Origin of the sequence: Streptomyces viridiviolaceus (assembly GCF_014650995.1) — a bacterium.
GTDB lineage: Bacteria > Actinomycetota > Actinomycetes > Streptomycetales > Streptomycetaceae > Streptomyces > Streptomyces viridiviolaceus.
The window spans coordinates 135,383-160,983 of record NZ_BMWA01000017.1; the positions used below are offsets into that span (position 1 = coordinate 135,383).

Annotated in this window: 26 protein-coding genes; 6 read left to right on the top strand and 20 right to left on the bottom strand. The window is 72.8% G+C overall.

All coding sequences use genetic code 11. From position 1 onward, the window contains the following. The first annotated feature begins 6 nt into the window (after positions 1–6). Together IE260_RS25120 and IE260_RS25125 are read left to right on the top strand one after the other, a co-directional pair. Entirely contained in the window at positions 7–1,248 is a 1,242-nt protein-coding gene (locus tag IE260_RS25120; protein ID WP_189875626.1) for a mannosyltransferase family protein, read from the top strand. A 238-nt stretch (positions 1,249–1,486) separates the two neighbouring features. Then, the gene (locus IE260_RS25125) at positions 1,487–2,506 is read left to right on the top strand and encodes a phosphatase PAP2 family protein (protein WP_189875628.1); all 1,020 of its coding nucleotides are present in this window, start codon (positions 1,487–1,489) and stop codon (positions 2,504–2,506) included. A 109-nt stretch (positions 2,507–2,615) separates the two neighbouring features. Here the strand turns inward: IE260_RS25125 and IE260_RS25130 are convergent, their stop codons facing one another. From IE260_RS25130 to IE260_RS25145, 4 genes are all read right to left on the bottom strand, one after another. Then, complete coding sequence (locus tag IE260_RS25130) at positions 2,616–2,831, bottom strand: I78 family peptidase inhibitor (protein WP_189875630.1); 216 nt, start codon at positions 2,829–2,831, stop codon at positions 2,616–2,618. A 300-nt stretch (positions 2,832–3,131) separates the two neighbouring features. Next, positions 3,132–4,130 (bottom strand): helix-turn-helix transcriptional regulator, encoded by a 999-nt coding sequence (locus IE260_RS25135; RefSeq protein WP_189875632.1) that lies wholly within the window; start codon positions 4,128–4,130, stop codon positions 3,132–3,134. Between the two features lie 46 nt (positions 4,131–4,176). Beyond that, entirely contained in the window at positions 4,177–4,980 is an 804-nt protein-coding gene (locus IE260_RS25140) for a hypothetical protein (RefSeq protein ID WP_189875634.1), read from the bottom strand. Between the two features lie 410 nt (positions 4,981–5,390). Continuing rightward, positions 5,391–6,041, bottom strand: a complete 651-nt coding sequence (locus tag IE260_RS25145; protein WP_189875636.1) for a LysM peptidoglycan-binding domain-containing protein — start codon at positions 6,039–6,041, stop codon at positions 5,391–5,393. Positions 6,042–6,578: 537 nt separating this feature from the next. On the opposite strand from IE260_RS25145, the gene IE260_RS25150 reads away from it, so the two are divergent. Then, positions 6,579–7,361 carry a DUF8842 C-terminal domain-containing protein gene (locus IE260_RS25150; RefSeq protein ID WP_189875638.1) on the top strand — a complete coding sequence of 261 codons (783 nt, stop codon included), beginning with the start codon at positions 6,579–6,581 and terminating at the stop codon, positions 7,359–7,361. Positions 7,362–7,435: 74 nt separating this feature from the next. Further along, positions 7,436–7,750, top strand: coding sequence for a hypothetical protein (locus IE260_RS25155; protein ID WP_189875640.1), 315 nt, complete (start codon positions 7,436–7,438; stop codon positions 7,748–7,750). Positions 7,751–7,825: 75 nt separating this feature from the next. Here IE260_RS25155 and der read toward each other — a convergent pair whose 3' ends face one another. The 5 genes from der to aroH form a co-directional block, all read right to left on the bottom strand. After that, a complete protein-coding gene (der, locus tag IE260_RS25160; RefSeq protein WP_189875642.1) occupies positions 7,826–9,304 on the bottom strand; it encodes a ribosome biogenesis GTPase Der in 1,479 nt (492 codons plus the stop codon). Positions 9,305–9,378: 74 nt separating this feature from the next. Then, complete coding sequence (locus IE260_RS25165) at positions 9,379–9,966, bottom strand: lysophospholipid acyltransferase family protein (protein ID WP_229881216.1); 588 nt, start codon at positions 9,964–9,966, stop codon at positions 9,379–9,381. A 53-nt stretch (positions 9,967–10,019) separates the two neighbouring features. Next, on the bottom strand, positions 10,020–10,715 hold the full coding sequence (cmk, locus tag IE260_RS25170) for a (d)CMP kinase (protein ID WP_189875646.1): 696 nt from the start codon (positions 10,713–10,715) through the stop codon (positions 10,020–10,022). 112 nt (positions 10,716–10,827) lie between these two features. Next, positions 10,828–11,913: a prephenate dehydrogenase gene (locus tag IE260_RS25175; protein ID WP_189875648.1), complete on the bottom strand. Its 1,086-nt coding sequence runs from the start codon at positions 11,911–11,913 to the stop codon at positions 10,828–10,830. Beyond that, the gene (gene aroH / locus IE260_RS25180) at positions 11,910–12,272 is read right to left on the bottom strand and encodes a chorismate mutase (protein WP_189875650.1); all 363 of its coding nucleotides are present in this window, start codon (positions 12,270–12,272) and stop codon (positions 11,910–11,912) included. The genes IE260_RS25175 and aroH overlap by 4 nt, the downstream gene beginning before the upstream one ends. A 141-nt stretch (positions 12,273–12,413) precedes the next feature. Between aroH and IE260_RS25185 the strand changes: the two genes are divergently transcribed. Together IE260_RS25185 and IE260_RS25190 are read left to right on the top strand one after the other, a co-directional pair. Continuing rightward, a complete protein-coding gene (locus IE260_RS25185; protein WP_189875651.1) occupies positions 12,414–12,824 on the top strand; it encodes a Rieske (2Fe-2S) protein in 411 nt (136 codons plus the stop codon). Between the two features lie 22 nt (positions 12,825–12,846). Then, on the top strand, positions 12,847–13,590 hold the full coding sequence (locus IE260_RS25190) for a nucleotidyltransferase domain-containing protein (protein WP_189875653.1): 744 nt from the start codon (positions 12,847–12,849) through the stop codon (positions 13,588–13,590). On the opposite strand, the gene IE260_RS25195 is transcribed toward IE260_RS25190, so the two are convergent. The 11 genes from IE260_RS25195 to IE260_RS25245 form a co-directional block, all read right to left on the bottom strand. Then, complete coding sequence (locus tag IE260_RS25195) at positions 13,516–14,265, bottom strand: nucleotidyltransferase domain-containing protein (protein WP_189875655.1); 750 nt, start codon at positions 14,263–14,265, stop codon at positions 13,516–13,518. The genes IE260_RS25190 and IE260_RS25195 overlap by 75 nt on opposite strands. 4 nt (positions 14,266–14,269) lie before the next feature. Next, positions 14,270–15,280 carry an ADP-ribosylglycohydrolase family protein gene (locus IE260_RS25200; RefSeq protein ID WP_189875656.1) on the bottom strand — a complete coding sequence of 337 codons (1,011 nt, stop codon included), beginning with the start codon at positions 15,278–15,280 and terminating at the stop codon, positions 14,270–14,272. After that, the gene (locus IE260_RS25205; protein WP_189875658.1) at positions 15,277–15,996 is read right to left on the bottom strand and encodes an NUDIX hydrolase; all 720 of its coding nucleotides are present in this window, start codon (positions 15,994–15,996) and stop codon (positions 15,277–15,279) included. Before IE260_RS25205 ends, IE260_RS25200 begins: the two co-directional genes overlap by 4 nt. A 62-nt stretch (positions 15,997–16,058) precedes the next feature. Then, on the bottom strand, positions 16,059–17,120 hold the full coding sequence (locus tag IE260_RS25210; RefSeq protein WP_189875660.1) for a pseudouridine synthase: 1,062 nt from the start codon (positions 17,118–17,120) through the stop codon (positions 16,059–16,061). Next, positions 17,120–17,812: an SMC-Scp complex subunit ScpB gene (gene scpB, locus IE260_RS25215; RefSeq protein WP_189875662.1), complete on the bottom strand. Its 693-nt coding sequence runs from the start codon at positions 17,810–17,812 to the stop codon at positions 17,120–17,122. The genes IE260_RS25210 and scpB overlap by 1 nt, the downstream gene beginning before the upstream one ends. Further along, entirely contained in the window at positions 17,809–18,903 is a 1,095-nt protein-coding gene (locus IE260_RS25220; protein WP_308434694.1) for a segregation and condensation protein A, read from the bottom strand. Before IE260_RS25220 ends, scpB begins: the two co-directional genes overlap by 4 nt. A 471-nt stretch (positions 18,904–19,374) precedes the next feature. Next, positions 19,375–19,887 carry a hypothetical protein gene (locus tag IE260_RS25225; protein WP_229881210.1) on the bottom strand — a complete coding sequence of 171 codons (513 nt, stop codon included), beginning with the start codon at positions 19,885–19,887 and terminating at the stop codon, positions 19,375–19,377. A gap of 41 nt (positions 19,888–19,928) precedes the next feature. Next, complete coding sequence (locus IE260_RS25230; protein WP_188180739.1) at positions 19,929–21,056, bottom strand: ParA family protein; 1,128 nt, start codon at positions 21,054–21,056, stop codon at positions 19,929–19,931. A gap of 414 nt (positions 21,057–21,470) precedes the next feature. After that, entirely contained in the window at positions 21,471–22,595 is a 1,125-nt protein-coding gene (ald, locus tag IE260_RS25235; RefSeq protein ID WP_189875668.1) for an alanine dehydrogenase, read from the bottom strand. 134 nt (positions 22,596–22,729) lie between these two features. Then, complete coding sequence (locus IE260_RS25240; protein WP_189875670.1) at positions 22,730–24,757, bottom strand: tetratricopeptide repeat protein; 2,028 nt, start codon at positions 24,755–24,757, stop codon at positions 22,730–22,732. A gap of 162 nt (positions 24,758–24,919) precedes the next feature. Next, the gene (locus tag IE260_RS25245; RefSeq protein WP_189875672.1) at positions 24,920–25,546 is read right to left on the bottom strand and encodes an NUDIX domain-containing protein; all 627 of its coding nucleotides are present in this window, start codon (positions 25,544–25,546) and stop codon (positions 24,920–24,922) included. Between the last annotated feature and the right edge of the window lie 55 nt (positions 25,547–25,601).

Consider the following 25,601-nt stretch of genomic DNA (forward strand, 5'->3'; position numbering starts at 1 on the left):
GAGCCCGTGACCGATCTTGAAACGCGCGTGACGGCGGGGCGGCCGGGCGCCCTGCGCCGGGCCGCCCCGGCGCTCCTCGGCTACGCGGCCGTGCGCGCCCTGGGCCTGCTCGCCCTGGCCCTGTGGAGCGCCGCGCGCGACAAGAGCGCGTACACGCTGCTGACCGCCCGCTGGGACTCCCTGTGGTACACGAGGGTGGCCGAGCTGGGGTACGGCTACGAGGTGCGGCTGCCGAACGGCGACGTGCATTCCGACCTCGCCTTCTTCCCGCTGCTGCCCTGGCTGGAGCGGCTGGGTGCGGCCGTGAGCCCGCTGTCGCACGCCGACGCGGGGTTCGTGGTGAGCCTGTCGGCCTCGCTCGCGGCGGCCTGGGGGATCTTCGCGGTCGCGGAGCACGTGTACGACCAGAAGGAGAAAGACGCGCAGCGCGGCCTTGGAAGGGTGGTGGTGGGAGACGGACGGGCCGGGGTGTGCGCGGTGCTGCTGTGGGCCGTGCTGCCGGTCGGGATCGTGCAGTCGATGGCCTACAGCGAGTCGCTGTTCACCGCGCTCGCCGCCTGGTCGCTGTACGCGGTGCTGACCGGGCGCTGGGTGACGGCGGGGGCGCTGGCCGCGCTGGCCGGGCTGACCCGGCCGGTGGGGCTGGCGGTGACGGCGGCGGTGTGGGCGGCCGCGATCGTGGCATTCGTGCGAAGCCGGAGCACCGTCGGCCCGAGCGGCGCTCACGGCCCGGAACGCGCCCCCTCGGACGGCGCGCGGCGGGTGATCGGCATGCTGCTCGCGCCCCTGGGCGCCGCCGGTTACGTGCTGTGGGTCGGCCACCGCACCGGCAGGGGCCCGCTCGGCTATCTCGACGTCCAGGCCGGCTGGCGCAACGGCTTCGACGGAGGCGTGGCCTTCGCCCGTTTCGTCGCCGAGAAGTTCACGTCGTTCCCGTCGGTCCTGGCGGGCGTCGGACTCGTCGTCGGGGTCGGCCTGCTCGTCCTGCTGTACGTGGTCTGCGTGCGACAGCGCCAGCCGCTCCCGCTGCTGGTGTACGCCGGCGTCGTCACCGTCCTCGCCCTGTGCGCGTCGAGCTACTTCGGCTCGAAGCCGCGCCTGCTGCTCCCCGCCTTCCCCTTGCTGCTGCCCCTCGCACTGGCCCTGGCCCGGCTGCGAACCCCCAGGTCAGCGCTGGTCGTGGGCGGGGTCGCGGTGGCGTCGGCGGTGTACGGGGCGTTCTGGCTGAACGGCTCGGGTCCGCCCTGACCGGCCCGGGGCACCCGATGAGCGACGAGAGAATTCCGCACCAGCTTTCGGTGAACGAATTCATAATCACGATAAAACCGCCGACCGGACTGATCAAAGGAATTGAAGTCCGCCTACGGCCCGGATTGCGGATTCCTCGGAAATGGTCCGCCCGCTGAGAGGAATCCCACATCACATCGTCATCACAAAGCCGTTGATTCGGCCGGGTTCACAGCTCACTCGCTGTAACGTCGATTGGGTGCGTACCGAACGGAACCTCACCCGTCTGGACCGGGTGTTCGCGAGGCTGGACCGGGAGCCGGAACGACCGGCCCACCTGGATGTGCCGAAGATGAGCCGGCACAGGATCGCGCTGTTCGCCGCGACCTTCGCCTTCTATCTCGCGATCGTGTGGGCCGTACTGGTCACCTCGTGGCTGGTCCGGCTCGACTGGCAGGTCATGTTCTTCCGGCCGTACCAGCAGTGGCCGGAGATCCACGCGTTCGTCGACTACTACGTGGTGCTCGGCCAGCGCGGACCCACGGCGGTGATGGTCGCTGCCTGGCTCGGCTGGCGCTCCTGGCGCCAGCACACGCTGCGGCCGCTGATCGCGCTCGGCGTCTCCCTGCTGCTGCTGAACGTCACCGTCGGTGCCGCCAAGATCGGCATGGGGCGGCTCGGACCGCACTACGCGACCACGATCGGCTCGAACGAGATGTGGCTCGGCGGCGATATATTTCCGAGCGGTCACACCGCCAACGCCGTGGTGACCTGGGGCATCCTGGCCTACCTGGCCTCGACGCCGAGGGCCCGCCGCTGGCTGTCCGCCCTGTCCGCGGTCGTCTCCCTCGGGGTCGGGATGTCGACCGTCTACCTCGGTACGCACTGGCTGAGCGATGTGCTCCTCGGCTGGGCCGCGGGGCTGCTGATCCTGCTGGCGCTGCCCTGGTTCGAGCCGCTGATCACCCGCGCCGAGTCCTGGATCTTCGGCCTGCGCGACCGCTGGTACGCCCGCCGGGCACGCACCGAACCGGTGAAGGAGCCGGTCAGCACCCCGGTGGTGCTCACACCGCCGCCGGCCTCCGACCGGGAGGGGACCCCGGCTCGCGAGCCGGTCTCCGCGTCCCGCTCCCGGACCCCGGTGCACCTGGCCCCCGGACCGCACACGGCCCGCTCCGAGCGCACGCCGGTCACTCCGGCCGGCAGCCGGCGACCGCCGCACGCCGACCGCCACTCCCGCAACGCGGCCCCGGCCGCCCGTCACCTCTCGGGCGGCTGACCACCGGCACGACGCGGGGGCCGGTACGCACAGCCCCTCCCCCGCCCCCAGGACGGCGACGGCCCCGGCTTCCGCGCAGGGAAGTCGGGGCCGTCGTCGTCACCGTGCGTCAGCCCTTCCAGGCCCGCGCCACGCGGCCGTTCTTCACCTCGAAGTTCAGCCGGCCCACGCGGTACTCCATCGTGATGATCGCCCCCGGCGGCAGCGACCGCACCGGGGACCATCCCCGTTCACGCGCGAGCCGTTCGGCCGCGTCGGAATCGAGGCCGACGTATGCGTCCGGACTGTCCTGGGGTTCGGCTGGGGGTGTGGGAATCGGCGCCATGCCGCCACGCTATGCCCTGCTCCAGGGACGGGGAAGCCCAGACCAGTAACAACGGTCACAGATACCTCTCCGGTCACACTTCTGTCACAGGACCACGACATGCGTTTTGGCAGAACTCCGTCACACGGACGGACGGTTCCCGTCGCGTTCCACAGGCATTGGAGGGAAATTCTCGCGCGTCGCGACCGCCCTTCGAATAAACGACGGAAAAGGCAGGTGACACGCTCCGGGAGAGATTCCATTCCGGCCCCGAACAGGCACGCGGGAATCGAATGGAGACACAGGAATTCCATGCCTTCGTCACAGGATCTCCGCACGCGCGGCCCCGGGTTCCTCCGCCCGGGCGAGGGACCGGTCGAGCCGGTCGCGGGCCGACCTGATCGCCTCGGTCAGCTCCGCGGGCTCCAGCACCTCGAAGTCGAAGCCCAGCATCATCACATGCACCACCATGACCTCCAGGCTGGCGGCCCCGGTGCGCAGCAGGCAGCTGTCGGGGCCTTCCGGCTCCAGGGTTCCGGCGATGGGCGAGATCCGTTCGGCGGCCTCCTCCAGCGGCGCCAGCAGCCGGACGACGGCGTGCGTGGCGTACACCCGGGTGGAGACGCCCCGGGAGACGTACGCGGCCAGGTCCTCGGCGGGCGGCTCGCGCGGCACGAAGCGCGGCCCGTGCGGCGGCTTCGGCGTGATCCGGTCCACGCGGAAGGTACGCCAGTCCGCGCGGTCCAGATCGAAGGCGACCAGGTACCAGCGCCGCTCGGAGCACACCAGCCGGTACGGCTCGACGGTGCGGCGCGTGGGCGTGCCGTCGTGGCCGCGGTACTCGAAGCGCAGCCGCTCGGCGTCCCGGCACAGGTGGGCCAGCTCGGTCAGCACGCCCGGGTCGACGGCGGTGGGCCGGGAGGCGCGCAGCATCGGCACGGTGAAGGCGTTGAGGGCGCTGACGCGCCGGCGCAGCCGGTTCGGCAGCACCTGTTCCAGCTTGGCGAGGGCCCGCACGGAGGTCTCTCCGATGCCCTCGATCCCCTGCCCGGCGGCCGTGCGCAGTCCGACGGCGACCGCGACGGCCTCGTCGTCGTCCAGCAGCAGCGGGGGCAGCTCGGCGCCCGCGCCCAGCTGGTAGCCGCCGCCGGTGCCCGGGCTGGCGTTGACGGGGTAGCCGAGCTCGCGCAGCCGTTCCACGTCGCGGCGCACGGTGCGGGGCGAGACGCCGAGGCGGTCGGCCAGGTCGGTACCGGACCATTCGCGGTGGGCCTGGAGGAGGGAGAGCAGGCGCAGCAGTCGTGCCGAGGTCTCGAGCATGGGCCCGAGTCTGCCAGCGGTTGCGGACAGGGACTGTCCGCGGCGGTCAGGGGCTCGGCGCGGTGACCGACACGGACAGGTCGTTGTCCCGCGTGTAGTACGGCCCGGCCTCCACCGGGCCGTGGGGCGTCTCCACGCGCGCACGTGGATAGGTGAGGACGGGCTGCTTGTCGGCGATGTCGTCCAGCAGCCGGGCGACGCGCACGGCCGGGCCTGATGCGCCGGCGGGCAGCAGCCACAGATCCCACGCGCCCGGGGCCAGGGCTGCGTAGGTCACGGTGAGGCCGAACTCCGTCCGGTCGACGGTGAGGTCGAGCCGGCGGACCCGGTGGGCGCCGGTCCGGCAGCGCAGCTCGGCACGGGCTCCGGGGGCGAGCTGGGTGCCGTACACCCGTCCCCGTACGGTCAGGCCGGTGCCGGTGAGGCGGAGTTCCCCCGTCTCGGCGTGCGGGGCGCGCAGCCAGCTGCGGACGGTCAGGTTGCCCTGCCGGGTGGCGTACGGGATGCGGACGGCGACGTGGCCGTGGAGGCCGCTGGGGGTGCGGTCGGCGAGGGAGCGCAGATCGGTGACGCCCGTCACCAGGCGCCGCGGCGCGCCGTCGGCCACGCGCGCGTAGGCGTCCCAGCGGCCCTCGGGCAGGGCGACGGTGCTGGGCAGCGCGGCGCGCAGCCGGCCCTCCGCGGCCGGGGCGAGCGGCAGGCTCACCTCGCCGTCCCCGTCGCGGCTGCGCAGCACCAGGTGGGCCGCCGCCGTGTCCCCGTTGGCGGCGACGTCGAAGGTCAGCCCGCCCGCGGAGTCGGCGATGCAGTCGGCGCGCAGCGGGGCGGCCGGTGGGGCCGGCGACGTCATGCGGTGCGGTTCCTCCCCGAGTTTCTCGTCGTCCGGTCAGACCCGGAAACGGGTCTTCTGGTTGTCCGTGTCCGGTTGCGATGTGGTCACGGCCAAAAGGGTGGCAGCGGGACGTCGAAGCCGGTCCGGTTCGTGTCGCCCTGGGAGATCCGGCCCCGCCTGTCCGTCATCGGGCCCCTGAAGGACAGGTCCGCCGCCTCGCCCCGGTCGCCGGCTCCGCCGACGTCGTGCACGTGATGCCGGCCGGCCGCGTCGCCGAGTCCGGGCCGGCGGGCTCCCTCGGCGCGTGTGCGGTCGTCGCCGAACGGCGGCTGCCGGACGCCCGGGCTTCGGCGGTGAGTCAGGCGCGCCGCGGGGCCCTGTCCGGCCGGCCGGACAGGGCCCCGCACTCCCGGGCGGAGGGAAACGGCTCAGATGTCGAGGCGCTGCCCGGGCACGATCACGTTCGGATCGCCGCCGATGACGGCCTTGTTGACGGCGAAGAGCCGCTGCCAGCTGGTCCCGTGCCGTGCGGCGATGCCGCTGAGCGTGTCGCCCCGGCGGACGGTGTAGTCGCCGCGGGACGAGCCGCGTCCGGTGTGGCCCGACTGCCGCGCCGGCGCCTTGGACGGCTTCGCCGACCGTGCGGACTCCGACGGGGCCACCTGGCCGGTCACGGAGCCGGCACCGGACGCGGCGGGTGCGCCGCCGGACGCCCCGGCCCGTGCGGAGCAGGTCGGCCACGCGCCCCAGCCCTGGGCGCGCTGGACCTTGGTCGCCACGGCGATCTGCTGGGACTTGGACGCCTGGTCGGCGGTCGGCGCGTAGGCCGTGCCGCCGTACGCGCGCCAGGTGGAGGCGGAGAACTGCAGCCCGCCGTAATAGCCGTTGCCGGTGTTGATGTGCCAGTTGCCGCCGCTCTCGCACTGGGCGATGCGGTCCCACACCGCGCCGTCCGCCGCCGCGGCGCTGCCGGTCGCGGCCAGCAGTCCGAGGGGCGCGAGCAGTGCCGCGCCGGCGAGGACCGCCGTCGCACGGTTCCTACGAACGTTGTCGCGAGTGGTATCGGCACTTTCGGACATGTATTTCCCTCTCCACGGACCCGGGGTCCCCCAAGGCGGGGCGCGACTGCGCGCTCTGGACGCGTTCGTCGCGCTCCGCCCCGTCCGCCGCCAGGCCGTGGTGCGAGCCGGTTGGTGCGGTCGGCGGACGTACCCGAGCGGTGCTCGTTGCACACGGCGGAGGAATGTAGGGAGCGGCCGGGGCCGGGATCAACCAATCCCCCGTCATTCCAGGCCAGTTCACCGTTACCTCAGGTAGCGGTTACTTTCGGACACCCACTTCATTCGTTGATTTCGGGATTTGTCGACTCACCGTTCCCGCGTCCTGTGACTCACTTCACCGGATCAACGACCGCGATCTTCAAGGCACTTGACGGTGCGTGAGCGATTCCGAGCGGTACGTGACCCTGTGCGTCGGATGGTTCGATTCCGTTCGCCATGGGGCGTGACTCCCGCCACAGATCGCCCGTTGTCTTCTTCATGAGCCGGGGACCCACCCGGACCACGGGCCGGGAGCCACCCGGCCTCGCCACGTACCGCATCCCGAGGGAGCCACCCGTGCCGCGCATGCTCGACGTCAGCGACGAGGTACGCGCCGAGATCGGCGACGAAGAAGCCGATCGCCTGCTCGCCGGAGAGACCGCCCCGGGCAGTTACGACTGCACGTCCTGCCGCACCCCGGGCGACTCCGAGCAGGAGCGCACCAGCACCGTACTGTTCATCGGGGAGGAGACCGCCGTCCTCGCCTTCGCCCACGCCGGCTGCCTGCCCTCGCAGGTCGTCAAGGTCACCGAGGAACAGCTCCAGGGAGCCGTGAGGTCCATCAGCGGCGACACCGCCGGCCGGAACTCCGAACAGGCCGCGTCCGAGCAGGCGGTGCTGGGCGTGACGAGCGGACTGGTCCTGATCTCCGGGGAGTTGCACCCCGCACTGGTGGTGGAGCCGACCGCGCCCATCGCACGGCCCGGCACCACCGGCCCCGGCGACGACTTCCTGCCGCTGCTCATCGAGCAGGGCTTCATGCCGACCGGCGACCTGTCCACCGCCCCGGCCGTGCTGCACGGCTGGTCCGTGCTGCTCGCCATGGGCCGGCTGCACGCGGTGCTCCAGCCGGGGGCCAACGGCGGCCGGCCGGTGGCCTGGTGGCAGGCCCACCAGCCCCTCCAGGTCACCGAGGGCTGGCGCACGGCGGCCGGCAAGCACCATCAGGTGCTGATGTTCGCGGCGCCGGTCGGGACGATCGGACGGCAGCCGCGCGAGGACCTGCTGCGGGACGCGCTGGACAAGGCGGCGGCGAACGGGCAGCTGGTCGCGGCGGCGCTGCCCCTCGCTGGGACGTGAGCGCCGTCCGCGCCAGGCCCAACGGCCCCCGTCCGGGCCCGCATCCCTTCCGGCTCGGGGTCGTTTGGACATACGTGCACGCATACGACAATTCCCGCCGACACGGTGGCCCCTCGGCCACGCCGATCTACGACGCGCTCTACGCCGAGTACGTCAAGTCCTTCCGTTCGCTGCCGGGTGATCGCAGTGGCGAGGAGGAGCTGGGGTTCATCGCGTTCGGGAACATGACCCGCGGCCGGGGCGCGTACAGCGCCTACAGCGCGGGGGCCCACAGCGCCCGTGTGGTCCAGCAGTCACCCTGGCAGCGCGTCGGGTACCTCGGCCCGCACGGCGCCGGGACGCGGCACGTCCCGGCCGCGCTGCCACCGGCCCCGCGCCGTGGTGCCTGAACGGCGCACGGACGGCGAGAAGGGGCGGCCCCTCGGGGCCGCCCCTTCTCGCTGCTCGCGTCCTCGCCGCTCGCGCTACTTCTTCTTGGCGCCGCGCTTCTCGCGCACCCGCACCGAGATGTGGATCGGCGTCCCCTCGAAACCGAACTCCTCACGCAGCCGGCGCTCGATGAAGCGCCGGTAGCCCGCCTCGATGAAGCCGGAGGCGAAGAGCACGAACCGCGGGGGCTTCGTGCCCGCCTGCGTGCCGAACAGGATGCGGGGCTGCTTGCCGCCGCGCACCGGGTGGGGGTGGGCGGCGACCAGCTCGCCGAGGAAGGCGTTCAGCCGGCCCGTCGGGACCCGGGTCTCCCAGCCGGCCAGGGCCGTCTCGATCGCCGGGACCAGCTTCTCCATGTGACGTCCGGTCTGCGCCGAGACGTTCACCCGCGGCGCCCACGCCACCTGGCCGAACTCGGTCTCGATCTCCCGCTCCAGGTAGTAGCGGCGCTCCTCGTCGAGGGTGTCCCACTTGTTGTAGGCGACGACGAGCGCACGCCCCGCCTCGACGGCCATGGTGACGATCCGCTGGTCCTGGACCGAGATCGACTCGGAGGCGTCGATGAGGACGACGGCGACCTCCGCCTTCTCCACTGCGGCCGCGGTGCGCAGCGAGGCGTAGTAGTCGGCGCCCTGCTGGAGGTGGACGCGCTTGCGGATGCCCGCCGTGTCGACGAACTTCCAGGTCTTGCCGCCGAGTTCGATCAGCTCGTCGACCGGGTCGCGGGTGGTGCCGGCGAGTTCGTTGACGACGACCCGCTCCTCGCCCGCCACCTTGTTCAGCAGCGAGGACTTGCCGACGTTGGGCCGGCCGATCAGGGCGACGCGGCGCGGGCCGCCGACGGCGGTGCCGAAGGTCTGCGCCGGGGCCTCGGGGAGGGCCTCCAGTACCTTGTCCAGCATGTCGCCGGTGCCGCGGCCGTGCAGCGCGGAGACCGGATACGGCTCCCCCAGTCCCAGCGACCACAGGTACGCCGCGTCGGCCTCGCCGCTCGGGCCGTCCACCTTGTTGGCGCACAGCACGACGGGCTTGCCCGCCTTGCGCAGCAGCCGGACGACGGCCTCGTCGGTGTCGGTGGCGCCGACCTTGGCGTCCACGACGAAGACGACCGCGTCGGCGGCCTCGATGGCGTACTCGGCCTGCGCGGCCACGGAGGCGTCGATGCCGAGGACGTCCTGCTCCCAGCCGCCGGTGTCGACGACCTTGAAGCGGCGGCCGGCCCACTCGGCCTCGTAGGTGACGCGGTCGCGGGTCACACCGGGCTTGTCCTCGACGACCGCCTCGCGGCGGCCGATGATCCGGTTCACCAGGGTCGACTTGCCGACATTGGGGCGGCCGACGACGGCGAGGACGGGCAGCGGGCCGTGCCCGGCCGCCTCGATCGCGCCCTCGACCTCCTCGATGTCGAAGCCCTCTTCCGCGGCGAGCTCCATGAACTCCGCGTACTCGGCGTCGCCAAGCGCCCCGTGGTCGTGCTCCTCGCCCGAGCCCTCGGAGTGGATGTGGTCGTTCATGAAGTCCGTACCTCGTTCATCGTGGTGATCGGTGAAGCACCCCTGTACCGGGTGATCCACTACTCAAGTGTCGCCTAGCGGCCGGTGAGCCGCCTGGCGTTTTCCAGGTGCGCGGTGAGCTGCTTCTGGATGCGTTCGGTCGCCTCGTCCAGCGCCTTGCGCGTGCGCCGTCCGCTGCCGTCGCCCGCCTCGAAGGGGTCGCCGAAGACGACGTCGACGCGGGAGCGGAGCGGAGGCAGTCCCTTTATCAACCGTCCGCGCCGCTGGGAACTTCCCAGCACGGCGACCGGGACGATCGGGGCGCCGCTGCGGACGGCGAAGTAGGCGAGCCCGGCGCGCAGCGAGGCGAAGTCCCCCTCGCCCCGGGTGCCCTCCGGGAAGATGCCCAGCACGCCGCCGCTGTCCAGCACGCCCAGCGCCTGGCCGATGGCCGTGCGGTCGGTGGAGCGGCGGTCGACCTTCAGCTGGCCGATGCCGGTGAGGAACCGTCCGAGCGGGCCGACGAACGCCTCTTTCTTGATCAGGAAGTGCGTCGGCCGGGGTGCCACGCCCATGACCATCGGGCCGTCGATGTTGTGGGAGTGGTTGACGGCGAAGATCACCGGTCCCGTCGCGGGCACCCGCCAGGAGCCGAGCACGCGCGGCCTGAACAGCCCGTACATCAGGCCGACGCCGATGCGCCGCCCGACCTCGGCGCCCTTCTCGGAGGGAAGGTTCACTTCCCTGCCCGCTTCTCCTCGACGAGGGTGACGACGCACTCGATGACCTGCGGGAGGGTGAGGTCGGTGGTGTCCACCTCGACCGCGTCGTCCGCCTTGGCGAGCGGGGAGGTCTTGCGGCTGGAGTCGGCCGCGTCCCGCTTGATCAGGGCCTCGCGGGTGGCGTTGACGTCGGCGCCCTTCAGCTCTCCGTTGCGGCGGGCGGCGCGGGCCTCCGCCGAGGCGGTGAGGAAGATCTTCAGGTCGGCGTCCGGCAGCACGGTCGTACCGATGTCGCGGCCCTCGACGACGATGCCCTGCGGGGCGGCGGCGGCGATGGAGCGCTGCAGCTCGGTGATCCGGGAGCGGACCTCGGGGACGGCGCTGACCGTGCTGACCTTGGAGGTGACCTCCTGGGTGCGGATCGGGCCGGCGACGTCCACGCCGTCGACCGTGATGGTCGGGCCGGCCGGGTCGGTGCCCGAGACGATCTCGGCCTTGCCGGCCGCGGCGGCGACGGCGTGCGGGTCATCTATGTCGATGCCGTTGGTCACCATCCACCAGGTGATCGCCCGGTACTGGGCGCCGGTGTCCAGGTAGCTCAGGCCGAGCTGCGCGGCGACGGCCTTCGACGTGCTCGACTTGCCCGTGCCGGAGGGGCCGTCGATGGCGACAATCACGGCCGGGACGGTCGGGGCGGCGCCGTTTTCCACGGGGGGACACCTTCCTGGTGCGGTGCGGTGAGCGGTGTGCGGGGCGCGCATGTGCCCCGCACAAGGTTACTGGCTCTCCGGAACCCCTCCGACAGGCGTGGGAGCCCGGCAGTCACTGCCGGATCGCCCAGCCCCGCTCCCGCAGGGCCGCCGTCAGGACGGGGGCGGCCTTCGGCTCGACCATCAGCTGCACCAGACCGGCCTGCTGCCCGGTGGCGTGCTCGATCCGTACGTCCTCGATGTTGACGCCGGCCCGCCCCGCGTCCGCGAAGATGCGGGCGAGCTGGCCGGGCTGGTCGTCGATGAGGACGGCCACGGTCTCGTAGACCCGCGGGGCGGAGCCGTGCTTGCCGGGGACCCGTACCTGGCCGGCGTTCCCGCGCCGCAGCACCGCCTCGATGCCCCGGCTGCCCTCGCGGCGCTTGTCCTCGTCGGAGGACTGCAGGGCCCGCAGGGCCCGCACCGTCTCGTCGAGGTCGGCGGCGACGTCCCCGAGCAGGTCGGCGACCGGCCCCGGGTTCGCGGCGAGGATGTCGATCCACATCCGGGGATCGGAGGCGGCGATCCTCGTCACGTCCCGGATGCCCTGCCCGCACAGCCGTACGGCGGCCTCCTCGGCGTTCTCCAGGCGGGCGGCGACCATGCTGGAGACCAGGTGCGGCATGTGGGAGACGAGGGCCACGGCGCGGTCGTGGGCGTCGGCGTCCATGACGACCGGCACCGCGCGGCAGTGCGAGATGAGCTCCAGCGCGAGGTTCAGCACCTCGGTGTCGGTGTCCCGGGTCGGGGTCAGCACCCAGGGGCGGCCCTCGAAGAGGTCGCCGGTGGCGGCCAGCGGGCCGGACTTCTCGCGGCCGGACATGGGGTGGGTGCCGATGTAGCGGGAGAGGTCCAGCCCGCGTGCCTCCAGCTCGCGGCGCGGGCCGCCCTTGACGCTGGCCACGTCGATGTAGCCGCGGGCCGCGCCGCGCCCCATGGCGTCGGCGAGCACGTCGGCCACCAGGGCCGGCGGGGCGGCCACGATCGCGAGGTCGACGGGTCCGTCCGGCGCCTCGTCGGTGCCGGCGCCGAGCGCGGCGGCCGTGCGGGCCTGCTCCGGGTCGTGGTCGGCGAGGTGGACGGTGACACCCCGCTGGGTCAGGGCGAGGGCGGCCGAGGTGCCGATGAGGCCGGTTCCGATGACGAGTGCGGTTCTCACTGGGCGATGTCCTTGCGCAGGGCCGCCGCGGCGCCGAGGTAGACGTGCGCGATGTCGGCGCGGGGCCGGTCCGACTCGATGTGGGCGAGGACACGGACGACGCGCGGCATGGCGCCCTCGATGTCCAGTTCCTGGGCGCAGATCAGCGGCACGTCGGTGATCCCGAGCTTCCGGGCCGCGGCCGCCGGGAAGTCGCTGTGCAGGTCGGGGGTGGCCGTGAACCAGATGCTGATCAGGTCGTCGACGGTCAGGCCGTTGCGCTCCAGGATGGCGGTGAGCAGCGCCGCGACCTGCTCGTCCATGTGCCCGGCTTCGTCCCGTTCCAGTTGGACGGCGCCCCGGACCGCTCGTACCGCCACGGCGATGCTCCTTGCTGACGTGCGTATCGGCTCTTGGTCCGTCCAGCCTAGTCAGCCCGCGCCGGACCGGTGCGGGGCGCCCGCCTCCTGAGACGCTGGCCCCGCCGGTTCCCCTCCCCCGCGTTTCCTCGGAGTGACGACATGCCCCACGGTCCGACGCGCCGCACGGTTCTCCTCTCCACGGGCGCGGCCGTCCTCGTGGCCGGCTGCGGCGACGGCGGCGACGGCGATTCCTCGGAGGCGAGCGCGTCCCCGGCCTCCCCCGGGCGGGAGCTGGCGCCGACGAGTGACATCCCGGTCGGCGGCGGCAGGGTCTTCACGGACGAGAAGGTCGTGGTGACCCAGCCGGAGCAGGGTGACTTCAAGGCGTTCTCGGCCGTCTGCACCCACCAGGGCTGCACCGTGTCGGACGTGCGGGACGGCACCATCAACTGCGCCTGCCACAACAGCAGGTTCCGCATCGCCGACGGCTCGGTGGAGCAGGGCCCCGCCACGAAGCCGCTGCCCGAGGAGCGGATCACGGTGGAGGGAAATTCGGTCCGCCTGGTGTGACGGCCCGCGTACGCTCCCGGCCATGAATCCCGAGACCCTGGTACGCGACCACACGATCTACGCCTGTGTCATGGGTTCGCGTGCCTTCGGTCTGGCGACGGACGGCAGCGACACCGACCGCCGGGGCGTGTTCCTCGCGCCCACACCCCTGTTCTGGCGGTTCGAGAAGCCGCCGACGCATGTGGAGGGCCCGGCGGAGGAGCAGTTCAGCTGGGAGCTGGAACGCTTCTGCGAGCTGGCTCTGCGCGCCAACCCGAACATCCTGGAGTGCCTGCACTCCCCGCTCGTGGAGTACGCCGACGACACCGGCCGCGAGCTGCTCGGCCTGCGCGGGGCGTTCCTGTCCCGCCGGGTCCACGAGACGTTCACCCGCTACGCGCACGGCCAGCGCCGCAAGCTGGACGCCGACGTGCGCACGCACGGCGCCCCGCGCTGGAAACACGCGATGCACCTGCTGCGGCTGCTGACGAGCGCCCGCGACCTGTTGCGCACGGGCACGCTCACCGTCGACGTCGGCGACCGGCGCGAAGCGCTGCTCGCCGTGAAGCGCGGCGAGGTGGCCTGGCCGGAGGTCGCGTCGTGGATGGCCCGCCTGGTGGAGGAGGGCGAGGAGGCCGCCCGCCGCAGCCCGCTGCCCGCCGAACCGGACCGGCGGCGCGTCGAGGACTTCCTCGTCCGCACCCGCCGCGCCTCAGCCCTCCAGCCGGGCCCGTACGACGAAGTCGTGCAGGGCGTCGTACGCGGTGGGGGCGGCGGGCAGCGCTGACGCCGCCTGCGCCTCGTCCAGCACGCCGTGCAGCCGCTCCACGTCGGCCCGTACGCGCGCGTGGTCGACGTCGGCGCTCCCGTGCTCCCGGTCCGCCTTGGCCGCGATCAGCTCGGGCACGTACGCCGGGGCCTCGACCTGCCCGAGCAGGGTGGGCAGGTGGGCCTGCACCTCGCCGCTGCGCATCAGGTGGATGCCGGTGAGCAGCACCCGCAGGGTGTAGAGCAGCGGCTTGAGCTCGCCGCTCTTCTCGAACAGCCGCCACTGGGTCCCCGCGAACCCCCGGTAGTGGTGGGCGTGGTGACTGGTGAGGACGCCGGGGGCGAGGGCGGCCAGTTCCCGGTGGGCCTCGGTGGTGTGCACGACCAGCGGCGACAGCAGCTGTTCCAGCACGTAGCCGTTGCGCCGGAGCATCAGCCGTACGAACTTGCGCAGGTCGTGCGTGACGAGGTCCATCTCGACGCCGTCCCGGTCCCACATCCGGGACCTGGTCTCCTCCGGCTCGCGCAGCCCGACGAGGTCGGCGGCGGGCAGCAGGTGGACGCCGCGCAGGTCGACGTCCGAGTCACTGGAGGGGAAGCCGTAGAGGTGGGCGCCGGAGACGGTGGCGAACAGCACCGGGAAGGGCTGTTCGGCCACCACCGGGGCCAGGTCGATGTCCGGGGCGTCGATCATGCGCTCAAGCGTCCCAGAGCGCCCCGAGGGCCAGCAGGTCGCCCCGGTACTCGATGCGGTCGGCCCACGCGGCCGGCCAGGCGTCGGCGCCCAGGTGCGCGCCCGCGAGGCAGGCGATGGAGTCGGAGTCGCCGGAGGTGCACGCGGCGCGGCGCAGGGCGGTCAGCGGCTCGTCTACGAAGAGCAGGAAGCAGAGCAGCCCCGCGGCCAGCGCCTCCTCGGCGACCCAGCCCTCGCCGACCGCCAGGCACGGGTCGGTCTCCGGCGACACGGTGCGCACCGCCTCCTGGAGACGGTCGAGTGTCGCCAGGCACTCGTCCCAGCCCCGGGCGATGAAGTGCTCGGGCGTGGGGTCCTGGGCGCGGGTCCACAGGTCGCCGAGCCAGCGCTCGTGGTAGCGGGTGCGGTTGTCGTAGGCGTACGACCGCAGCCGCCCGACCAGCCCGGTCGGCTCGGCTCCCTCGGCCAGCAGCCGCACGGCGTGTGCGGTGAGGTCGGAGGCGGCGAGCGCCGTGGGGTGTCCGTGGGTGAGCGCGGACTGCAACTGGGCGGCGCCCGCGCGCTGTTCGTCGCCGAGGCCGGGGGCGAGGCCGACGGGCGCGACGCGCATGTTGGCGCCGCAGCCCTTGGAGTGGATCTGGGAGGCGTCCTGCCAGGGGCGGTCCGGGGTCTTCAGGAGGTTGCAGGCCCGGAGGCAGGTGTTGCCCGGCGCCCGGTTGTTCTCCGGTGACTGGTACCAGTCGACGAACTCCTCGCGCACCGGCCTCTCCATCCGCCGGGGCCCCAGCACCCCCCGGTCCATCGCCGTCCGCAGCCCCTTCCCCAGCGCCAGCGTCATCTGCGTGTCGTCGGTGACGATCGCGGGCCGGGGCAGCTCCATCTCCCGCCACGGGCCGAACGCGGCGAGGATCGACGGGACGTCCTTGAACTCCGCGGGAAAGCCCAGGGCGTCGCCGAGGGCGAGGCCGGTGAGCGCCCCGGTGGCGGCGCGCTTGGTGACGGCGGTCGTGGTCATGCGGGGCGTCCTTCCCGGGGTGTGCGCAGCAGGGGCGGGTGCAGGGTGGTGGCCGGGCCGGCGCGGTACAGCGCGGCCGGTTTGCCCCGGCCGCCGGTCAGGCGGGCGGCGCCCGGCACCGGTTCGACGAAGCCGGGGGAGGCGAGCACCTTGCGGCGGAAGTTGGGCCGGTCCAGCACCGTGCCCCACACGGTCTCGTAGACCCGCTGGAGCTCGCCGAGGGTGAACTCGGCCGGGCAGAAGGCGGTGGCCAGGCAGGTGTACTCGAGCTTGTCCCCGACACGGGTGCGGGCGTCGGCCAGGATCCGGTCGTGGTCGAAGGCGAGGTTTCCGGCCGTGTCGTACGGCACCCAGCGGGCCTCGGCCGCGTCACCGCCGCCGTGCGGTTCGGGAAGGTGCGGCAGCAGTGCGGCGAACGCCACCGACACGACCCGCATCCGGGGGTCGCGGCCGGGCTCGCTGTAGGTGCGCAGTTGCTCCAGGTGCAGCCCGGTCACGTCCGCCAGGCCGGTCTCCTCGGCCAGCTCCCGGCGGGCGGCCGTCTCCGCCGACTCGTCCGGGAGCAGGAAGCCGCCGGGCAGCGCCCAGCGGCCCGCGTACGGCTCCTGGCCCCGCTCGACCAGCAGCACGTGGAGCGCGCCCGCGCGGAGCGTGAAGACGGCGAGGTCGACGGTGACGGCGAAGGGCTCGTAGGCGTGCTTGTCGTATCCGTGCACGACGACCCACCCCCTTAATAGTCACTGCGACTATAAAGAGGGTGGGTGATCGGGACAACCCCTTAGAGGTCGACCTCCTGCATCAGCATCCCGACCTCCGTGTTGGACAGCCGGCGCAGCCAGCCGGACTTCTGGTCGCCCAGCGTGATGGGGCCGAAGGCGGTGCGCACCAGCTTGTCGACGGGGAAGCCCGCCTCCGCCAGCATCCGCCGCACGATGTGCTTGCGGCCCTCGTGGAGGGTGACCTCGACGAGGTAGTTCTTGCCGGTCTGCTCCACGACCCGGAAGTGGTCCGCGCGCGCGTACCCGTCCTCCAGCTGGATGCCGTCCTTCAGGCGCTTGCCGAGGTCGCGCGGGATCGGGCCCACGATGTGCGCCAGGTAGGTCTTCTTCACGCCGTACTTCGGGTGGGTCAGCCGGTGCGCCAGCTCGCCGTGGTTGGTGAGCAGGATGACGCCCTCGGTCTCGGTGTCGAGCCGGCCGACGTGGAAGAGCCGGGTCTCGCGGTTGGTGACGTAGTCACCGAGGCACTGGCGGCCCTCCGGGTCCTCCATGGTGGACACGACACCGGCGGGCTTGTTCAGCGAGAAGAACTGGTACGACTGCGTGGCGACGGTGAGCCCGTCGACCTTGACCTCGTCCTTCTCCGGGTCGACGCGCTTGCCCTGCTCCAGCACGATCTCGCCGTTGACCTCGACCCGCGCCTGCTCGATCAGCTCCTCGCAGGCACGCCGGGAGCCGTAGCCGGCGCGCGCGAGGACCTTCTGCAGCCGCTCGCCCTCCTGCTCGGCGCCCGGGAAGGTCTTGGGCAGCTTGATCTCCTTCTTGCCCGCGTACCTCTCGCGGTTGCGCTCCTCGGCCCGCGTCTCGTACTCGCGCGACCGGGCCGGGGCCGTGCGTCCCCGCTGCTGGGGCTTCTTGGGACCGCCCTTGGCTCCGCCGCGCGCCGCGCCGCCGCGCCCGGACTTGGGGCCGTCGGGGGAGGCGCCGGGACCGACGTCGTAGCGGCGCTCCTCCGGGCGGGGCTTGCGGGGGCGGCCCTGCCCCTGCTTCTGGTCCCTGTTGTTGCCGGCGCCGCGGTAGTTCCCGCGCCCGCCGCTCTTGCCGCTGCCGCTGCTTCGCATCAAAGTTCCGTCGTCGTCGTGTTCGTCGTGTTCGGCGCACGGGTCGTGCTCGCCGGGTGACCGTCGTCCGCGTCGGGCGCGTCCGGGTCGAACGACGGCACACCCTCCTGGGTCTCGGCCTCGATCGCCTCCGCCTCCGGGAGGAAGGGCGCGAGCTCCGGGAGCTCGTCCAGACCGCGCAGGCCCATCCGCTCCAGGAAGTAGTTCGTCGTCACGTACAGGATCGCACCTGTTTCGGGTTCCGTGCCCGCCTCCTCGACCAGACCCCGCTGCAGGAGGGTGCGCATCACGCCGTCGCAGTTCACCCCGCGGACCGCCGAGACGCGGCTGCGGCTCACCGGTTGCCGGTAGGCGACCACCGCGAGGGTCTCCAGGGCGGCCTGGGTGAGGCGGGCCTGCTGGCCGTCCAGGACGAAGCCCTCGACGGCCGCGGCGTACTCGGGACGGGTGTAGAAGCGCCAGCCGCCCGCGACGACCCTGAGCTCGAAGCCCCGCCCCTGGACGGTGTACTCGTCGGCCAGCTCCCGCAGGGCGTCCGCGATCTGCCGCCGGGGTCGCTGGAGGACCTTCGCGAGGTGTTCCTCGGTCGCGGGTTCGTCCACGACCATGAGCACCGCCTCGAGGGCCGGCTTGAGGTCGAGGTCGGCGACGGCTTGCAGCCCTGCCGGAACCTCCGTGGTCTCCTGGCTCACGCCTTCTCCTCCTCCTTGGGCTCCTCGGCCGGCCGGTCGAACTCGTCGGTCACCATCGGCCCGGCCTCCCCGTCCCCGCCGGTCCAGCGCACCAGCAGCTCGCCGAGCGCGGTCTCCTGGTCCAGGGCGACGGCCTTCTCCCGGTACAGCTCCAGCAGCGCCAGGAAACGGGCCACGACGGTCAGTGTGTCCTCGGTGTCCTCGGTCAGGGCGCGGAAGCTGGCCTCGCCCAGCTCCTTCAGCCGCGCGACGACGATCCCGGCCTGTTCCTGCACGCTGACCAGCGGGGCGTGGATGTGCTCGACGTAGACCTGCGGCTTGGGCCTGGGCTGCATCGCCTTGACGGCGAGCCTGGCGAACCCCTCCGCCCCGATGCTGATGACCACCTCGGGCAGCAGCTCGGCGTGGTGGGGCTCCAGGCCGACGGTACGAGGGTAGCGGCGGGCCTCCACGTCCAGCCGCTCGCTGAAGATCTCCGCGATCCGCTTGTACGCGCGGTACTGCAGCAGCCGCGCGAAGAGCAGGTCGCGGGCCTCCAGCAGCGCCAGGTCGGCTTCGTCCTCCACCTCGGCGGCGGGCAGCAGCCGCGCCGCCTTCAGGTCGAGCAGCGTGGCCGCCACGACCAGGAACTCGGTCGTCTGGTCGAGGTCCCACTCCGGGCCCATCGCCCGGATGTGCGCCATGAACTCGTCGGTCACCCGGGACAGGGCGACCTCGGTGACGTCCATCTTGTGCCGGGAGATCAGCTGCAGCAGCAGGTCGAAGGGCCCCTCGAAGTTGGCGAGCCGGACCTTGAAGACCCCGTCGGGCGTTTCCCCCGCCCCGGCCCCGGCGTCGGGCGCTGCCGCGGCTTCCGTCCCGGCGGCAACCGCCCGGTCCGGCTCGTTCGGCGGGGACGCGTCCGCGACGGCGTGCCCGGAGTCCCCAGCGGCTCCTGGCGGAACCTTCCCCGGCACGGTGGCGGCCCCCGTCGCGGTGTCCGTCGGGGGAACGGCCGAAGGGCCCGGCCCGCCGGACGGCCACGGCTCCGGGGCGGCACGTTCCGGCTCCGGGTCCGCCGCCGGCGGTCCGGCGGGCGGCGCCGGGGGCAGGGCGGCCTCAAGGGCGGTGGGGGTGTGCGGCCGGGTGCCCGCCGGTCCCGGCCGCCCGCCGGACGGCCACGGCTCCGGGGCGGCACGTTCCGGCTCCGGGTCCGCCGCCGGCGGTCCGGCGGGCGGCGCCGGGGGCAGGGCGGCCTCAAGGGCGATGGCGGTGTGCGGCCGGGTGCCCGCCGGTCCCGTCCGGTCCCCTGCCTCCGGTTCGGCTGCCTCCCGGGGAGCCGTCCGGGACTCCGGCCCGCCGCGCGGCGGTGCCTCCGGGGCCGCGGGCTCCAGGGTGCGGGGCTGCTCCTCGGCGGCCGGCCCCTCGGTCCGGCTGGGCTGCGCGCACACGGTCTCCGGGGGCTCGGACGGCTCGGCGGCGGCCGGCGGCACTCCCGGGCCCCTCCCCAGCGCACGGCGACGCCCGGCGGGCGTACCGGGGCGGGGAGCGTCGTTCGAGGTCATGACCCCCGCAGGCTACCGCTACCGTCCGCGCAGCCGGCGTACGAGGATGCTGGCATCCCCGCGGGTCTCCAGGTCGGCGAGCACCACGGCGACCGCCTCGCGGACGATCCGGCCGCGGTCGACGGCGAGGCCGTGCTCGCCCCGGAGCACCAGACGCGCGTGCTCCAGATCCATGAGCTCCTCGGCGGAGACGTAGACGGTGATCTTCTCGTCGTGCCGCTCGCGCCCGCTGGGGCGCCGTGTGGCCCCCCGTCCGCGCTTGCGGGGCTGCTGGGCGGCGGATCCGTCCTGCGCGCCCGCCCCGGCGCTCCCGCGGCGCGCGGAGCGCTCCGCACCCCGGCTGCGCGACTCGCCGGCCGCGGCCGGCTCCGCGTCGGCCGCGACGTGCTCCGCGCCCTCGCCGTCGCCGTCCTGCGCGGGCACCGACTGCGGCGCGTCCTCCGCGGCCGCCTGGTCGCTCTCCCCCGCCGGTGCCGGTACCCGGGCGTCGCCGCCGGCCGGTCGCCGCGGGGTGGACGCCTGCAGCGCCATCCCCCCTGTCGTACGGAAGAGTTCGTCGGCCCCCGGCAGACTCACTCGGCGTGACACCGGGCGAGCACCTCCCTGGCGAGCTGGCGGTAGGCGGCGGCACCGACGGAGTTGGAGGCGTACGTGGTGATCGGCTCACCGGCGACCGTGGTCTCCGGGAAGCGGACCGTGCGCCCGATGACCGTGTGGTACACGTGGTCGTCGAACGCCTCGACGACCCGCGCGAGCACCTCACGGCTGTGCACCGTGCGCGAGTCGTACATCGTGGCGAGGATGCCGTCGAGCTCCAGGTCGGGGTTGAGCCGCTCCTGGACCTTCTCGATGGTCTCGGTCAGCAGCGCCACACCGCGCAGTGCGAAGAACTCGCACTCCAGCGGCACGATCACCTTGTGCGCGGCCGTCAGGGCGTTCACCGTGAGCAGGCCGAGCGAGGGCTGGCAGTCGATCACGATGTAGTCGTAGTCGTCCATCAGCGGCTTCAGCGCGCGCTGGAGCGTGGACTCGCGGGCGACCTCGCTCACCAGCTGGACCTCGGCCGCCGACAGGTCGATGTTGCTGGGCAGCAGGTCCATGTTGGGGACCGCGGTCTTCAGCAGCACCTCGTCGGCCGCCATGCCCCGCTCCATGAGCAGGTTGTAGACGGTGAGGTCGAGTTCCATCGGGTTGACGCCGAGACCGACGGACAGCGCGCCCTGCGGGTCGAAGTCGACGAGCAGCACCCGGCGCCCGTACTCGGCGAGCGCGGCACCCAGGTTGATGGTCGACGTCGTCTTGCCGACGCCGCCCTTCTGGTTGCACATCGCGATGATCTTCGCGGGGCCGTGATCGGTCAGCGGGCCCGGGATCGGGAAGTACGGCAGCGGGCGTCCCGTCGGGCCGATGCGCTCGCGGCGCTGACGGGCCGCGTCCGGCGCGAGCGTGGCCGCGTACTCGGGATCGGGCTCGTACTCCGCGTCCGGGTCGTAGAAGTGCCCCTCGGGCAGTTCGTCGTAGTCGGCGAAGTGGTTGCGGGGCGCGCCACTTCCGTCGCCGGCCATGGCGTTCACGTGTTGGCCATCCATGCTCATGTGTGCTGTCTGAGTTGCCTGCGGACTCTGGTGGGCTGCGAAGGTGCGTACAGCGACGGAGCCGACAGCCTCGAGACGCCCGGGGCCGTGAGCCCGTGCAGGCATTCCTGGTTGACCACCCCCGGGAGTAAATGTCGACTCATTCACAAGTCGTCTTACCTCCTTGGTGACCAGGAAACTTCTAGACAGGTCAGCGTGGCACCATGCCGACGGTTGGCGACTCTATGGCGTGTCGGCGGTCCGCAGCAACACAATCCGCCGGACCCGGCCCGATGTGTCGGCAATGAAACATCCCTCTGTCAAGGGCGTACGGCCGTCGCACAGCAGGTTTCACCGGTGCGCGAATCGGTTGAAGCGTTACGTTCGAGGCGAGTTGGCCGAGAATCGCAAAGTGACCATACACACATCCGGCCGGACCTTGTCGGGCAAGGTCCGGCCGGATGTGCACGGTTGACGGCGTCTGTTGACGTATCGCCTTTACCGGTTGGTGACTTAGCCGATTTACCGGCCGCCGACCGGTCAGCCCAGCAGCGAGCTCAGCTCGACGTGCTCCAGGCCGTGGGCCTCGGCGACCTCCTTGTAAACGACCTTGCCGTCATGGGTGTTGAGACCCTTGGCCAGCGCCGGGTCGCGGCGCAGGGCCTCGGCCCAGCCGCGGTTGGCCAGCTCGACGATGTACGGCAGCGTGGCGTTGGTCAGCGCGTAGGTGGAGGTGTTGGGCACCGCGCCGGGCATGTTGGCGACGCAGTAGAAGACCGACTCGTGGACCTTGAAGGTCGGCTCGGCGTGCGTGGTGGGGTGGGAGTCCTCGAAGCAGCCGCCCTGATCGATCGCGATGTCGACAAGGACACTTCCGGGCTTCATCCGGGACACCAGCTCGTTGGTGACCAGCTTCGGGGCCTTGGCGCCCGGGATCAGCACGGCGCCGATCACCAGGTCGGCCTCGAGGCAGGCCTTCTCCAGCTCGAAGGCGTTGGAGACGACGGTCTGGATCTTCGTCCCGAAGATCTTGTCGGCCTCCTTGAGCTTGTTGATGTCCTTGTCGAGCAGCGTCACGTGGAAGCCCATGCCGATGGCGATCTGCGCGGCGTTCCAGCCGGAGACGCCACCGCCGATCACGACGGCCCGGCCGGCCAGCACGCCGGGGACGCCGCCGGGCAGCACACCGCGACCGCCGTTGGCGGCCATCAGGTGGTAGGCGCCGACCTGCGGGGCCAGCCGGCCCGCGACCTCGGACATCGGGGCGAGCAGCGGCAGCGCGCGGTTCGGGAGCTCGACCGTCTCGTAGGCGATCGCGGTGGTGCCGGACTCCAGCAGGGCGTCCGTGCACTCCTTGGAGGCGGCCAGGTGCAGGTAGGTGAAGAGCGTCTGGTCCTTGCGGAGGCGGTGGTACTCCTCCGCGATCGGCTCCTTCACCTTCAGCAGCAGATCGGCGGCGGCCCACACCTCGTCGGCGGTGTCGAGGATCTGGGCGCCGGCGGCGACGTACTCCTCGTTCGGGATCGAGGAGCCGACGCCGGCGTCGCGCTCCACGACGACCTGGTGACCGTTGCGCACCAGCTCGTGGACGCCGGCGGGGGTGATGGCCACCCGGAACTCGTTGTTCTTGACCTCGCGGGGAATGCCGACCTTCACGTCGATCACGGTCCTTGACTCAGAGAATGTGGCTATTACAAGGCATACCCGCTCATGCTCGGGCACACCGGGAGAGACCGCAGGAGAAGGTGCGGCAGAGCCAGTCTAATGAAGGCGTTCCCGCTGTCTAGCCTTTCAAAGCATCAATCTTCAGCAGATGTGCTGCGGATTTCGCAGGTGTTAACGGGGTCCTCGCCCAACAATCGCTCGGCCGCACTCCGATGCAGTCCGGCCGCGGTGGGGTCGCCGAGGCGGTCCAGAGTGTCGGCGAGGCGCATCTGCAGCGCCGCCTCGAGCCGGACGTCCTCGGCCCGGCGGGCCTGCTCGACGGCCTCCTGGCAGGTGCGCAGCGACTCCTCGGGCCGTCCGGCGTACTCCTGGACGCGGGCCAGCTCGCTCAACGCCCGCGCCTGAGCGGCCACATCGCCGGTCCTGCGGTACCCGGCGACCGCCGCGCGCCAGCCGCGCACCGCCTCGCCGTAGCGGCCCGCGTAGGTGTGGGCGGTGGCGATCCGGCCGTAGATCCGCGCGGCGTCCGCGCGCTCGTCCCGGGCGAGCCGCTGGGCGAGGGCGCGGCCGAACCAGTCGGCGGCCCGGTCGTAGTCGCCCAGCTCCAGGTGGGCACCGCCTACGGATTCCATCGCGCGGCCGGTCGCGTACGGGTCGTCCGCCTCGCGTGCGGCGTCCAGCGCGGCCCGAAACCGCACCAGCGCCTCGGCCGTACGGCCGGTCCGGGCGTCCAGGTCGCCCAGGTTCAGCAGGGCCGCGGCCTTCTCCCGGGGCAGCTCCCGGCGCTCGGCCACATCCAGGACGAGGCGGTGGATCCCGTACAGGTCGGGCGCCGCCGCCTGGGTGCCGAAGTGGGCCACCATGGCCCGGACCAGCTGGGACATCAGCCGCCGGGCGAGGGTGTCCAGCTCTCCGTCGGCGACCGCGAGGCGCGCCGCCGCCAGCAGGGCGGGCCGGCGGATGCGCAGCCAGTCGGCGGCGGCCCGGGGGGTGGGGAAGCGCAGGGCACGCGGCATCCCGACGAGCTTCTCGCGGGCCTGCGGGCTGTCGGTCTCGGTGATCGCCCGGCAGGACTGCAGCAGCCGTACGGTCCGCTCCAGCATGCGGGCGCGGGCGAGCTGCAGCTCCGCGGGCCGGTCGTGGGCCTCGGCGAGGGCCGTCAGCAGGGGGTGCAGACAGCCCGGCACCTCGTACTGCGGCAGCGGGGAGCCGACCGCGCGCAGCACGCCGAGGTCGACGAAACCGTCCAGGGTGGCGCGGGCGCCGTCCACGGAGCAGCCGGCCAGCGCGGAGGCGGTGTGCGGGTCGACCAGACCGGCCGGGGCGAGGGAGAGCAGCCGCAGGGTCCGGGCGGCGGGGCCGGGCAGGGAGGCGTAGGCGAGCCGGAAGACGCGGCCGAGCGGGGTCCCCTCCCCGGCGTCCGCGTGCAGCTGCTTGACCAGGTCGGCGACGGCCGCCTTGGGACGGGCGGCCAGCCAGCCGCCCGCCAGGGTCAGCGCCGCGGGCTGGGCCTGGCAGGCCTCGACCAGGTGCTCGGCGGCCCGGGGGTCGACGGTGATGCGGACCGAGCCGGTGTACCGGGACAGCAGCGCCACGGCCGACTTGGTGTCCAGGCCCCCGAGGGTGCACGGGCGGACGTCCGCGATGCCGGTCAGCGGGCCCTCGGCCACGGCGACGACCAGGCAGTCCGGGGTGTCCGGGAGCAGGGCGTCGACCTGCTCGGCGTCGGCCGCGTCGTCCAGCAGGAGCAGCATGCGGCGGTCGGCGAGGGCGGTGCGCAGCGCCTGGGCGAGGTCCTCCTCACAGGCTCCGGGCGGGACGGTCTGCTCCAGCTCGGTGAGCAGTTCCCGGGCGACACGGGCGACGGGCACGCGCGTGCCGTCCGGCTCGCTCAGCCGGGCACGCAGTACGCCCTCGGCGTAACGGTCGGCGACCTGGGCGACGAGTTCCTCGGCGAGGGCGGTGCGGCCCGAGCCGGGCCGGCCGGCGATGAGCAGTACGCGCGCGCGGGGTGCCTTCCGGCCCGAGAGAGTGTCCAGGCCCGCGCGCTCGATGTCGGCGCGCAGTTCCTTCAACTCCCTGACGCGGCCCAGGAAAGGACTCTGCTCAAGCGTGTCGCCCGACAGCCGCACGCCGTCCGTGTCCACCGCCTGATCCGTCACGGGCCACACTCCCGATCCCACCGCACGCCGGCGCCCGCCGGTAGTCCGGTCCGGGCCTTTCCCGAGCCTAGTTCACGCTCTGCTACGTCCCGGGCGGAGCGCGGCGGTCGCGTCCCTCGATCGGATCAGCCGATGGTCACACCGCGAACGGCCTGAACGGCTTCACGCCTCGAAGGGACGCGCCGGCCACGGCGCCTGAGCCGGACGCAGCGCGTCGAGCCCGTCGCCCTGCTGCGCGGCGACCAGCGAGAGCACGCCCACGACCAGGCAGTTGTTGTGCAACTCGCCCGCGAGCACCCCCCGGACCAGGTCCGTGACGGGCACCCGCTCCAGCTCCATGTCGGCCTCTTCGTGCTCGACCTCGAAGCGCGCGCCCTCGGCCTCGGACAGGTTCCGGGCGAGGAAGATCCGTACGGCCTCGTCGCAGCCGCCGGGGGTGGTGTAGACGTCGGTCAGCACCCGCCAGTCCTCGGCCTTGACGTGCGCCTCCTCGTACAGCTCGCGCTGGGCGGCGTGCAGCGGGTTCTCGCCGGGGACGTCGAGCAGGCCGGCCGGGATCTCCCAGAGCTTCTCGCGCACGGGATGGCGGTACTGCCGGATGACCAGGACACGGCCCGCGTCGTCGAGGGCGAGGACGGCCACGGAACCGGGGTGGACCTGGTAGTCGCGGGTGACCACGGAGCCGTCGGGCATGACCACGTCGTCGGTGCGCACGGAGGTCTTGTTGCCCCGGAACGGGGTCGTCGTCGCCCGGATCTCCCATTCCTCGGGAGTGTCCTTGATCGTCATGCCCTGTCCTTCCAGACGTACGCGAAGAGCCGGGGCGCGCACCACTGAACGGGCG